The 12,497-nt window shown below is 60.6% G+C and carries 8 protein-coding genes; all 8 read left to right on the forward strand.

Annotated elements, in window-relative coordinates; translation table 11 throughout:
- The first annotated feature begins 39 nt into the window (after positions 1-39).
- Positions 40-1,116: an S-methyl-5-thioribose-1-phosphate isomerase gene (gene mtnA, locus AC1RMX_RS23000; protein WP_096821017.1), complete on the forward strand. Its 1,077-nt coding sequence runs from the start codon at positions 40-42 to the stop codon at positions 1,114-1,116.
- Positions 1,117-1,540: 424 nt separating this feature from the next.
- On the forward strand, positions 1,541-4,324 hold the full coding sequence (gyrA, locus tag AC1RMX_RS23005; protein ID WP_096821018.1) for a DNA gyrase subunit A: 2,784 nt from the start codon (positions 1,541-1,543) through the stop codon (positions 4,322-4,324).
- A gap of 64 nt (positions 4,325-4,388) precedes the next feature.
- Positions 4,389-5,474 carry a 3-phosphoserine/phosphohydroxythreonine transaminase gene (gene serC / locus AC1RMX_RS23010; RefSeq protein ID WP_096821019.1) on the forward strand — a complete coding sequence of 362 codons (1,086 nt, stop codon included), beginning with the start codon at positions 4,389-4,391 and terminating at the stop codon, positions 5,472-5,474.
- The gene (gene pheA / locus AC1RMX_RS23015; protein ID WP_007950913.1) at positions 5,474-6,568 is read left to right on the forward strand and encodes a prephenate dehydratase; all 1,095 of its coding nucleotides are present in this window, start codon (positions 5,474-5,476) and stop codon (positions 6,566-6,568) included. The genes serC and pheA overlap by 1 nt, the downstream gene beginning before the upstream one ends.
- Before the next feature lie 12 nt (positions 6,569-6,580).
- On the forward strand, positions 6,581-7,693 hold the full coding sequence (hisC, locus tag AC1RMX_RS23020) for a histidinol-phosphate transaminase (protein ID WP_493073095.1): 1,113 nt from the start codon (positions 6,581-6,583) through the stop codon (positions 7,691-7,693).
- Positions 7,694-7,721: 28 nt separating this feature from the next.
- Positions 7,722-9,929, forward strand: a complete 2,208-nt coding sequence (locus AC1RMX_RS23025) for a bifunctional prephenate dehydrogenase/3-phosphoshikimate 1-carboxyvinyltransferase (protein WP_493073161.1) — start codon at positions 7,722-7,724, stop codon at positions 9,927-9,929.
- On the forward strand, positions 9,926-10,615 hold the full coding sequence (cmk, locus tag AC1RMX_RS23030) for a (d)CMP kinase (protein ID WP_011335369.1): 690 nt from the start codon (positions 9,926-9,928) through the stop codon (positions 10,613-10,615). Before AC1RMX_RS23025 ends, cmk begins: the two co-directional genes overlap by 4 nt.
- Before the next feature lie 120 nt (positions 10,616-10,735).
- Positions 10,736-12,421 (forward strand): 30S ribosomal protein S1, encoded by a 1,686-nt coding sequence (rpsA, locus tag AC1RMX_RS23035; protein WP_007950918.1) that lies wholly within the window; start codon positions 10,736-10,738, stop codon positions 12,419-12,421.
- The last annotated feature ends 76 nt before the right edge of the window (positions 12,422-12,497 follow it).

Below are 12,497 nucleotides of genomic sequence, written 5' to 3' on the forward strand. Positions count from 1 at the left end.
TATAATCGGCGGCTTTTGTTCATGAGTGCGGGGTGAGGGATGCGCGATCGACTGTTGGCTGCGGAGAAAGTGAAGGCCATCGATTGGCGTGATGGCGCGCTCCACCTGCTGGATCAGCGCGTTTTGCCATTCGAGGAAAACTGGATCGCCTACACCAGCGCCGCCGGCGTGGCCGAAGCGATTCGCTCGATGGTGGTGCGCGGTGCGCCGGCGATCGGCATCAGTGCTGCGTACGGCATCGTGCTGGCGGCCCGTACCCGGATTGCCGAGGGTGGCGACTGGTATGCGGCGCTGGAAGAGGATTTCATGCTGTTGGCCGATTCCCGGCCGACCGCGGTCAACCTGTTCTGGGCGTTGAACCGCATGCATGACCGGCTGGATCGCCTGAAGGACAACGCCGATCCGCTGGCGGCGCTCGAAGCCGAAGCCATCGCCATTCATGAAAGCGATCGTGAAGCCAACCTGACCATGGCTCAGCTCGGCGTCGACCTGATCCGCAAACATCAGGGCAATGCTCAGGCGATCCTGACCCACTGCAATACCGGCGCCCTGGCCACCGGCGGTTTCGGCACGGCGCTCGGGGTGATCCGCGCGGCGTTCATCGAGGGTATGGTCGAGCGTGTCTATGCCGACGAAACCAGGCCGTGGCTGCAGGGTTCGCGCCTGACCGCGTGGGAGCTGGCCAACGAAGGCATTCCGGTAACGCTCAATGCCGACTCCGCCGCCGCGCACATCATGAAAACCAAGGGCGTGACCTGGGTGATCGTCGGCGCCGACCGGATCACCGCCAACGGCGACGTGGCGAACAAGATCGGCACCTATCAACTGGCGGTCAACGCCATGCACCACGGCGTGCGTTTCATGGTGGTGGCACCGAGTTCGACCATCGACATGAATCTGGCCAGCGGTGATGACATTCCGATCGAGGAGCGCGACGGCGCCGAGTTGCTGGAAGTCGGCGGCAAGCGCGTCGGGGCGGATGTCGAAGCGTTCAACCCGGTATTTGACGTGACGCCGGCGGACCTGATCGATGCGATCGTCACCGAAAAGGGCATCGTCGAGCGCCCGGACACCGCGAAAATGGCCCAGTTGATGTGCCGCAAGCGCCTGCATTAAAGGTGTTCAGCGCCCGCTAAATGGCTATCGCCAGCAGTCTGGTTCCCACAGGTTTTGTGCCATGCATGGCCTCTGTGGGAGCTGGCTTGCCAGCGATGAGGCCCTGAAAGTCAATAAACATCCGCAATTTCGTCTCGAAATTTGCATTCGGAGAAGCTCTGAGCCTCTCTCGTCCCCGTTAAGCCTGTCATCGGTCATCTAACTATGCTCCATGCGCATCTGGGGGATAGGTGCGTGGCGGCTCTTGTGATAACATCCGGCGTTTTCCGAGGCAGTCCCACGGGGTTGTCTTCACTGCGCAAATCCAGGGTCAACTTGTTGATTTGTCGTAAGTCGGCGCATGGCACTCAGCCTGCATCGACGAGCTTCGTGCGTCCCCTATGGATATGGCGAAGTTTCACCAGAAAAAGGAATCAGGCTTCTCATGGGCGAACTGGCCAAAGAAATCCTCCCGGTCAATATCGAAGACGAGCTGAAACAGTCCTATCTCGATTACGCGATGAGCGTGATCGTCGGCCGTGCACTGCCGGATGCGCGCGATGGCTTGAAGCCCGTGCACCGTCGCGTGCTGTTCGCGATGAGCGAGCTGGGCAACGACTTCAACAAGCCGTACAAGAAATCTGCCCGTGTTGTCGGTGACGTGATCGGTAAGTATCACCCGCACGGTGATACCGCGGTGTACGACACCATCGTTCGTATGGCGCAGCCATTCTCGCTGCGTTATCTGCTGGTGGACGGTCAGGGCAACTTCGGTTCGGTGGACGGCGACAACGCCGCGGCCATGCGATACACCGAAGTGCGCATGACCAAGCTGGCGCACGAGCTGCTGGCCGACCTGCACAAGGAAACCGTGGACTGGGTGCCGAACTACGACGGCACCGAACTGATCCCGGCGGTCATGCCGACCCGCGTTCCGAACCTGCTGGTCAACGGTTCCAGTGGTATCGCCGTGGGCATGGCGACCAACATTCCGCCGCACAACCTCGGTGAAGTCATCGACGGTTGCCTGGCCCTCATCGACAATCCCGAGCTGACCGTCGATGAGCTGATGCAATACATTCCCGGTCCGGACTTCCCGACCGCCGCGATCATCAACGGTCGCGCCGGCATCATCGAAGCCTACCGCACCGGCCGTGGCCGCATTTACATGCGCGCCCGTTCGATCATCGAAGACATCGACAAGGTCGGTGGCCGTCAGCAGATCGTCATCACCGAGCTGCCTTACCAGCTGAACAAGGCGCGTCTGATCGAGAAGATCGCCGAGCTGGTAAAAGAGAAGAAACTCGAAGGCATCACCGAACTGCGCGACGAGTCCGACAAGGACGGTATGCGCGTCGTGATCGAGCTGCGTCGCGGCGAAGTGCCTGAGGTGATCCTCAACAACCTCTACGCCCAGACCCAGCTGCAATCGGTATTCGGCATCAACATCGTTGCGCTGATCGACGGTCGTCCACGCATCCTGAACCTCAAGGATCTGCTGGAAGCCTTCGTCCGTCACCGTCGCGAAGTCGTTACCCGCCGCACGGTGTTCGAACTGCGCAAGGCTCGTGAGCGTGGCCACATCCTCGAAGGTCAGGCGGTAGCCCTGTCGAACATCGACCCGGTGATCGCGCTGATCAAGGCTTCGCCGACGCCGTCGGAAGCCAAGGAAGCGCTGGTCAGCACGCCGTGGGAGTCCTCGGCGGTGGTCGCGATGGTCGAGCGTGCCGGTGCCGATTCGTGCCGTCCGGAAAACCTCGATCCGCAATACGGTCTGCGTGAAGGCAAGTACTTCCTGTCGCCGGAACAGGCGCAAGCCATTCTAGAACTGCGTCTGCACCGCCTGACCGGCCTGGAACACGAAAAGCTGCTGGCCGAGTATCAAGAGATCCTCAACCAGATCGGCGAGCTGATCCGCATCCTCAACAGCGCCGTGCGCCTGATGGAAGTGATCCGCGAAGAACTGGAAGTGATCCGCGCCGAATACGGCGACGTGCGCCGCACCGAGATCCTCGATGCACGCCTCGACCTGACCCTGGGTGACATGATCCCGGAAGAAGAGCGCGTCGTGACCATCTCCCACGGCGGCTATGCCAAGACCCAGCCACTGGCTGCGTACCAGGCTCAGCGTCGTGGCGGTAAAGGCAAATCGGCTACCGGCGTGAAGGATGAGGACTACATCGCTCACCTGCTGGTTGCCAACAGCCATACCACGTTGTTGCTTTTCTCCAGCAAGGGCAAGGTGTACTGGCTCAAGACCTACGAGATTCCGGAAGCGTCCCGCGCCGCCCGTGGTCGTCCGCTGGTCAACCTGCTGCCGCTGGATGACGGTGAATACATCACCACCATGCTGCCGGTCGATCTCGAAGCCATGAAGCGTCAGGCTGATGAAGAAGAAGCCGAAGGCGCCGAGGCTGATGTAGAAGAAATCGAAAACAGCAACGAAACCGAAGAAGAGCGCAAGGCACGTATCAAGGCTGCCGACCGCAAGAAGGCACCGTTCATCTTCATGTCGACCGCCAACGGTACCGTCAAGAAGACCCCGCTGGTGGCCTTCAGTCGTCAGCGCAGCGTCGGTCTGATCGCGCTGGAGCTGGACGAAGGCGACATCCTGATCTCCGCTGCCATCACCGATGGCGAGCAGGAAATCATGCTGTTCTCCGACGGCGGCAAGGTGACGCGCTTCAAGGAATCCGAAGTCCGCGCCATGGGTCGTACCGCTCGCGGTGTGCGTGGCATGCGTCTGCCAGAAGGGCAGAAGCTGATTTCCATGCTGATCCCGGAAGAAGGCAGCGAGATCCTGACGGCTTCCGAGCGCGGCTACGGCAAGCGCACGGCGATCACCGAGTTCCCTGAATACAAGCGTGGCGGTCAGGGCGTTATCGCCATGGTCAGCAACGAACGTAACGGCCGTCTGGTCGGCGCGGTTCAGGTGCAGGATGGTGAAGAGATCATGCTGATTTCCGACCAGGGCACGCTGGTGCGTACCCGTGTCGACGAAGTCTCCAGTCTGGGTCGTAACACCCAGGGCGTGACCCTGATCAAGCTGGCCAAGGATGAAACCCTGGTCGGTCTGGAGCGGGTCCAGGAGCCTTCGGAAGTCGAGGGTGAAGAGTTTGAGGGTGAAGAAGGTGTCGAGCTGGAAGAAGGCGTGATCGGCGCCGAACCGGACGATGCAGTCGACAACCTGCAGGCGGACGCCGCAGACGAAGAAGAGTCGCAAGACTAACCAAACCGTAGCAGGGCAGAGTGTTTGCTCTGTCCGCTACCGTGATTGCATAGCGAGAGTGGATGTGAGCAAACGAGCCTTTAACTTCTGCGCAGGTCCCGCTGCGCTGCCTGAAGCTGTCCTGTTGCGTGCCCAGTCCGAGCTGCTCGACTGGCACGGCAAGGGTCTGTCGGTCATGGAAATGAGCCATCGTAGTGATGACTACGTGGCCATTGCCGAGAAAGCCGAACAGGACCTGCGCGACCTGCTGTCCATCCCCTCCAATTACAAAGTGCTGTTCCTGCAGGGCGGCGCGAGCCAGCAGTTCGCCGAGATTCCGCTGAACCTGCTGCCCGAGAACGGCACTGCCGACTATGTCGAAACCGGCATCTGGTCGAAGAAAGCCATCGAGGAAGCGCGTCGCTTCGGCAACATCAACGTTGCCGCCAGCGCCAAGCCTTATGACTACCTGGCCATTCCTGGTCAGAACGAGTGGAAGCTGACCCCGGGTGCGGCCTATCTGCACTATGCGTCCAACGAAACCATCGGTGGCCTGCAGTTTGACTGGGTTCCCGAGGCCGGTGACGTTCCGCTGGTGGTCGACATGTCCTCCGATATCCTCTCGCGCCCGATCGATGTGTCGCAGTACGGTCTGATCTACGCCGGTGCGCAGAAGAACATCGGCCCGAGCGGTCTGGTGGTGGTGATCGTCCGTGAGGACCTGCTGGGCCGCGCCCGCAGTTCGTGCCCGACCATGCTCGACTACAAGGTCTCGGCTGACAACGGTTCGATGTACAACACGCCGGCCACCTATTCCTGGTACCTCTCGGGCCTCGTCTTCGAGTGGCTGAAGGAGCAGGGCGGCGTCGCCGCGATGGAGCAGCGCAACAAGGCGAAGAAAGATCGCCTGTACGGCTTCATCGACAACAGCGATTTCTACACCAACCCGATCAGCATCAACGCCCGCTCCTGGATGAACGTGCCGTTCCGCCTGGCTGACGAGCGTCTGGACAAGGCGTTCCTGGCCGGCGCCGACGCCCGCGGCCTGCTCAACCTCAAGGGCCATCGTTCGGTCGGCGGCATGCGTGCCTCGATCTACAACGCCCTGGGTCTGGATGCGGTTGAGGCTCTGGTTGGTTACATGGCTGAATTCGAGAAGGAGCATTCCTGATGTCCGAGCAGGAGCTCAAGGCGCTGCGCGTTCGCATCGACAACCTCGATGAGAAGATCCTCCAGCTGATCAGCGATCGTGCACGCTGTGCCGAAGAGGTTGCACGGGTCAAGATGGCCAGTCTGGCCGAAGGCGAGCAGCCGGTGTTCTATCGTCCGGAGCGTGAGGCGCAGGTCCTCAAGCGTGTGATGGAGCGCAACAAGGGGCCGCTGGGTAATGAAGAGATGGCGCGGCTGTTCCGCGAAATCATGTCCTCGTGCCTCGCCCTCGAGAACCCGCTGAAAGTAGCCTACCTCGGTCCGGAAGGCACCTTCACCCAAGCGGCGGCCATGAAGCACTTCGGTCACGCGGTGATCAGCAAGCCGATGGCAGCGATCGACGAAGTGTTCCGCGAAGTGGCGGCCGGTGCGGTGAATTTTGGCGTGGTGCCGGTGGAGAACTCCACCGAAGGTGCGGTCAACCACACCCTCGACAGCTTCCTCGAGCACGACATGGTCATCTGTGGCGAAGTCGAGCTGCGGATTCACCACCATCTGCTGGTTGGTGAAAACACCAAGACCGACAGCATCAGCCGCATCTATTCCCACGCCCAGTCGCTGGCCCAGTGCCGCAAGTGGCTGGACGCCCATTATCCGAATGTCGAGCGCGTGGCGGTGTCCAGCAACGCCGAAGCGGCCAAGCGGGTCAAGGGTGAGTGGAATTCGGCAGCGATCGCCGGTGACATGGCGGCGGGGCTGTACGGCCTGACCCGTCTGGCCGAGAAGATCGAGGATCGTCCGGACAACTCCACGCGCTTCCTGATGATCGGTAACCAGGAAGTGCCGCCGACCGGCGACGACAAGACATCGATTATTGTGTCCATGAGCAACAAGCCCGGCGCGCTCCATGAGCTGCTGGTGCCGTTCCATGACAACGGGATCGACCTGACCCGGATCGAAACCCGTCCGTCGCGCAGCGGTAAATGGACCTACGTGTTCTTCATCGACTTCGTCGGCCATCACCGTGATCCGCTGATCAAAGGTGTGCTGGAAAAGATCAGTCAGGAAGCAGTAGCACTCAAGGTGCTGGGTTCCTACCCGAAAGCAGTTCTTTAAGGGGTGGTAGCAATGAGTGGCAACTTCCTCGCTCTGGCACAGCCGGGCGTGCAACAACTTTCGCCATACGTTCCGGGCAAGCCCGTGGACGAACTGGCTCGCGAACTGGATCTGGATCCGGCGAGCATCGTCAAACTGGCGAGCAACGAAAACCCGCTGGGCGCCAGCCCGAAGGCGCTGGCCGCGATCCGCGAAGCGCTGGATGAGCTGACCCGTTATCCGGACGGTAACGGTTTTGCGCTGAAATCCCTGCTGGCCGAGCAGTGCCGTGTCGAGCTGAACCAGGTCACCCTGGGCAACGGTTCCAATGACATTCTCGAGCTGGTGGCGCGTGCCTACTTGGCGCCGGGCCTGAATGCCGTGTTCAGCGAGCACGCGTTCGCGGTCTACCCGATCGCGACCCAGGCAGTCGGGGCTCAGGCCAAGGTCGTTCCGGCCAAGGATTGGGGGCATGACCTGCCAGCGATGCTGGCGGCCATCGACGCCAACACCCGCGTCGTGTTCATCGCCAACCCGAACAACCCGACCGGTACCTGGTTCGGCGCCGAGGCGCTGGACGAGTTCCTGCAGGACGTGCCGGAGCACGTGCTGGTGGTGCTGGACGAGGCTTACATCGAATACGCCGAAGGCAGCGATCTGCCGGATGGTCTGGATTTCCTCGCGGCTTACCCGAACCTGCTGGTCTCGCGCACCTTCTCCAAGGCCTATGGTCTGGCGGCGCTGCGGGTTGGCTACGGTTTGTCCACGCCAGTGGTGGCGGATGTGCTGAATCGCGTACGCCAGCCGTTCAACGTCAACAGCCTGGCCTTGGCTGCGGCGTGTGCGGCGCTGAAGGACGAGGAATATCTGGCGCAGAGCCGTCAGCTCAACGAGTCCGGCATGCAACAGCTGGAAGCGGGTTTCCGCGAGCTGGGCCTGAGCTGGATTCCGTCCAAGGGCAACTTTATCTGCGTCGACCTCGGTCAGGTGGCGGCTCCGGTGTTCCAGGGCCTGCTGCGCGAAGGCGTGATCGTGCGTCCGGTGGCCAACTACGGCATGCCGAACCATCTGCGGGTGACCATCGGTCTGCCGGCGGAAAACAGCCGCTTCCTCGAAGCGCTGCGCAAGGTTCTGGTTCGTGGGTGATGTCACTGCGCTGCAATCTGCTGCACCTATGATCGGGCGCCTGGTGGTGGTCGGTCTGGGGTTGATCGGTGGTTCGTTTGCCAAAGGCTTGCGTGAAAGCGGTCTGTGCCGCGAAGTGGTCGGGGTCGATCTCGACCCGCAATCGCGCAGGCTGGCGGTCGAGTTGGGTGTGGTGGATCGCTGCGAAGAAGACCTGGTGGCTGCCTGCCAGGGCGCGGACGTGATCCAGTTGGCGGTGCCGATCCTGGCCATGGAAAAAGTGCTGGCCCGTCTGGCTGGCATGGATCTGGGGCAGGCGATCCTGACGGATGTCGGCAGCGCCAAGGGCAATGTGGTGCGCGCGGCGACCGAAGCGTTCGGCGGCATGCCGGCGCGTTTCGTGCCGGGTCATCCGATTGCCGGTTCCGAGCAGAGCGGGGTGGAAGCCTCCAACTCAGAGCTGTTTCGTCGTCACAAGGTGATTCTGACCCCGCTGGAGCAGACCGATCCGGCTGCGCTGGCAGTGGTTGATCACTTGTGGCGCGAGCTGGGTGCCGACGTCGAGCACATGCAGGTCGAGCGTCACGATGAAGTGCTGGCGGCGACCAGTCATCTGCCGCACCTGCTGGCCTTCGGTCTGGTTGATTCGCTGGCCAAGCGCAATGAAAACCTTGAGATCTTCCGTTACGCTGCGGGCGGTTTTCGCGATTTCACAAGAATCGCCGGAAGCGACCCGGTCATGTGGCATGACATCTTTCTCGCCAACCGCGAGGCTGTCCTGCGCACACTCGATACATTTCGCAGCGACCTCGACGCCTTGCGCGACGCGGTCGATGCAGGGGATGGGCACCAATTGTTGGGCGTCTTCACGCGCGCCCGGGTTGCCCGCGAGCATTTCAGTAAAATCCTGGCCCGCAGGGCCTATGTGGACGCTATGAATTCCAACGATCTGATTTTCCTGGCTCAACCTGGTGGCCGCCTGTCCGGTCGGATTCGCGTACCAGGTGACAAATCGATTTCCCACCGTTCGATCATGCTCGGTTCCCTGGCTGAAGGCGTCACTGAAGTCGAAGGCTTCCTCGAGGGCGAAGATGCCCTGGCGACCTTGCAGGCGTTCCGCGACATGGGCGTGGTCATCGAAGGCCCGCATCACGGCCGCGTGACCATCCACGGTGTCGGCCTGCACGGCCTGAAACCTGCGCCGGGCCCGATCTATCTGGGCAACTCCGGCACTTCGATGCGTCTGCTGTCCGGCCTGCTGGCCGCGCAGGATTTCGACAGCACTCTGACCGGTGATGCGTCGCTGTCCAAGCGTCCGATGAATCGCGTGGCCAACCCGCTACGGGAAATGGGCGCCGTGATCGAAACCGCTGCCGAAGGTCGTCCGCCGATGACTATTCGTGGCGGTCACAAGCTCAAAGGCCTGACCTACACCATGCCGATGGCCAGTGCCCAGGTGAAATCCTGCCTGCTGCTGGCGGGTCTGTACGCCGAAGGCAAGACCACCGTGACCGAGCCGGCGCCGACCCGTGACCATACCGAGCGCATGCTGCGCGGCTTCGGCTATCCGGTGAGCGTCAACGGTGCCACGGCATCGGTTGAGTCCGGCGGCAAGCTGACCGCGACCCACATCGAAGTGCCGGGCGACATCTCGTCGTCGGCGTTCTTCCTGGTGGCAGCGTCGATCGCCGAAGGTTCGGAGCTGGTACTCGAACACGTCGGCATCAACCCGACGCGTACCGGTGTGATCGACATCCTGCGCCTGATGGGCGCCGACATTACCCTGGAAAACCAGCGTGAAGTGGGCGGCGAGCCGGTTGCAGACCTGCGCGTGCGAGCAGCTAAACTCAAAGGTATCGAGATTCCGGAAGCGCTGGTTCCACTGGCCATTGACGAGTTCCCGGTACTGTTCGTGGCGGCAGCCTGTGCCGAAGGGCGCACCGTGCTGACCGGCGCCGAAGAGTTGCGGGTCAAGGAATCGGACCGTATCCAGGTCATGGCGGACGGTTTGCTGGCGCTGGGCGTCAAGTGCGAGCCGACCCCGGACGGCATCATCATCGACGGCGGCCAGATTGGCGGCGGCGAAGTGCATGGTCATGGCGATCACCGTATCGCGATGGCTTTCAGCGTGGCCTCGCTGCGCGCCACTGCACCGATCCGCATCCATGATTGCGCCAACGTCGCGACATCGTTCCCGAACTTCCTGGCGCTGTGCGCGCAGGTCGGCATTCGTGTGGCGCAAGAGGCTCAGTCGTGAACAACATTGCTCCGGTCATCACCATCGATGGGCCAAGCGGCTCGGGCAAAGGCACCGTAGCCGGGATTCTGGCCAAGCGTCTGGGCTGGAACCTGCTGGATTCCGGTGCGCTGTATCGCTTGCTGGCGTTTGCTGCGCACAACCATGGTGTCGACCTGACCAATGAAGAGCTGCTGAAGAAACTGGCCGCTCATCTGGATGTGCAGTTCATCGCGGCGACCGACGGTCAGTTGCAGCGCATCATTCTGGAAGGTGATGAAGTCAGCGATGTCATCCGTACCGAGAGCGTCGGTTCCGGCGCTTCCCAGGTGGCTGCATTGCCGGCCGTGCGCGAGGCGCTGCTGCAGCGCCAGCGTGCTTTCCAGGAAGCGCCGGGCCTGGTGGCCGATGGTCGCGACATGGGAACGGTGGTATTTCCGAATGCGCCCTTGAAGATTTTCCTGACCGCCAGTGCCGAGGAGCGGGCGCGCCGTCGATATTTGCAGTTGAAGGGCAAAGTCGAGGGTGTTAGTCTGTCGAGTCTGCTAGATGAGATTCGTGCGCGCGATGAGCGTGATACCCAGCGAGCGGTGGCCCCGCTCAAGCCGGCGGCCGACGCGATACAGCTGGATTCCACGGAGTTGTCCATCGATCAGGTGCTTGAACGCATCATGAGCGAGATCGCCATTCGCGATATCGCCGGGTGACCAAGAAGGCCACAGGGGACCAGTCATAGTCCTGCGGTGCTTCTTTTTAATGAAACTAACCCACATCGTCTGGGATGTGGAGATGGGCGTACTTTTTCGCCCTAATCAACAGGAATTAAAATGAGCGAAAGCTTTGCGGAACTCTTTGAAGAAAGCCTAAAGACCCTGAACCTTCAGGCAGGCTCCATCATCACCGGTGTTATCGTTGATATCGATTACCAAGCTCGCTGGGTAACCGTTCACGCTGGCCTGAAGTCCGAAGCACTGATCCCTCTGGAGCAGTTCTACAACGACGCTGGCGAACTGAACATCAACGTCGGTGACGAAGTTCACGTTGCTCTGGACTCGGTTGAAGACGGTTTCGGTGAAACCAAGCTGTCCCGTGAAAAAGCCAAGCGCGCTGAATGCTGGATCGTTCTGGAAGCAGCCTTCGCAGCTGAGGAAGTGGTCAAGGGCGTTATCAACGGTAAGGTTAAAGGCGGCTTCACTGTCGACGTTAACGGCATCCGTGCGTTCCTGCCAGGTTCCCTGGTTGACGTCCGTCCAGTGCGCGACACCACGCACCTGGAAGGCAAAGAGCTGGAATTCAAGGTCATCAAGCTGGACCAGAAGCGCAACAACGTTGTCGTTTCCCGTCGCAGCGTCCTGGAAGCCGAGAACTCCGCCGAGCGTGAAGCTCTGCTGGAATCCCTGCAAGAAGGCCAGCAAGTCAAAGGTATCGTCAAAAACCTCACCGATTACGGCGCATTCGTCGATCTGGGTGGCGTGGACGGCCTGCTGCACATCACCGACATGGCGTGGAAGCGTATCAAGCACCCTTCCGAAATCGTCAATGTTGGCGATGAGATCGACGTCAAGGTTCTGAAATACGATCGCGAGCGCAATCGTGTTTCCCTGGGCCTGAAGCAACTGGGCGAAGATCCGTGGGTTGCTATCAAAGCCCGTTACCCAGAAAGCACTCGCGTTACCGCTCGTGTAACCAACCTGACCGACTACGGCTGCTTCGCTGAGCTGGAAGAAGGCGTTGAAGGTCTGGTACACGTTTCGGAAATGGACTGGACCAACAAGAACATCCACCCTTCGAAAGTCGTACAAGTCGGCGACGAAGTGGAAGTCATGGTTCTGGACATCGACGAAGAGCGTCGTCGTATCTCCCTGGGCATCAAGCAGTGCAAGTCGAACCCATGGGAAGACTTCTCTGGCCAGTTCAACAAGGGCGATAAAATCTCCGGCACCATCAAGTCGATCACCGATTTCGGTATCTTCATTGGTCTGGACGGCGGCATCGACGGTCTGGTTCACCTGTCCGACATCTCCTGGAACGAAGTGGGCGAAGAAGCCGTACGTCGTTTCAAGAAGGGCGACGAGCTGGACACCGTTATCCTGTCGGTTGACCCAGAGCGCGAGCGTATCTCCCTGGGTATCAAGCAACTGGAAAGCGATCCGTTCTCCGAGTACGTCTCGGTTAACGACAAAGGCGCAATCGTTACTGGCACCGTGAAAGAAGTTGACGCCAAAGGCGCCATCATCGTTCTGGCCGACGATATCGAAGCGACTCTGAAAGCCTCCGAAATCAGCCGTGACCGCGTTGAAGACGCGCGCAACGTTCTGAAAGAAGGCCAGCAAGTAGAAGCCAAGATCATCAGCGTTGATCGTAAGAGCCGCGTAATTCAGCTGTCGATCAAGTCGAAAGACGATGCTGAAGAGAAAGAAGCCATCCAGAGCCTGAAAGCAGCTCCGGAAGGCGAAGCAGCTGACACCACTATGGCGGCACTGCTGCGTCAAGCAATGGCCAAACAGAACTGAGTTCTGTCTGATCGTTAAAAAGGGCGACTTCGGTCGCCCTTTTTTGTGCCTGCGATTTGGTGTGCTGGATTCCCTG

The organism is Pseudomonas sp. GW822-FHT03F04, assembly GCF_058801405.1.

Excerpts from the sequence above, each read along its gene's own strand:
- mtnA (WP_096821017.1), top strand. The coding sequence starts at position 40 with ATGCGCGATCGACTGTTGGCTGCGGAGAAAGTGAAGGCCATCGATTGG.
- gyrA (WP_096821018.1), top strand. The coding sequence starts at position 1,541 with ATGGGCGAACTGGCCAAAGAAATCCTCCCGGTCAATATCGAAGACGAG.
- pheA (WP_007950913.1), top strand. The coding sequence starts at position 5,474 with ATGTCCGAGCAGGAGCTCAAGGCGCTGCGCGTTCGCATCGACAACCTC.
- hisC (WP_493073095.1), top strand. The coding sequence starts at position 6,581 with ATGAGTGGCAACTTCCTCGCTCTGGCACAGCCGGGCGTGCAACAACTT.
- AC1RMX_RS23025 (WP_493073161.1), top strand. The coding sequence starts at position 7,722 with ATGATCGGGCGCCTGGTGGTGGTCGGTCTGGGGTTGATCGGTGGTTCG.
- rpsA (WP_007950918.1), top strand. The coding sequence starts at position 10,736 with ATGAGCGAAAGCTTTGCGGAACTCTTTGAAGAAAGCCTAAAGACCCTG.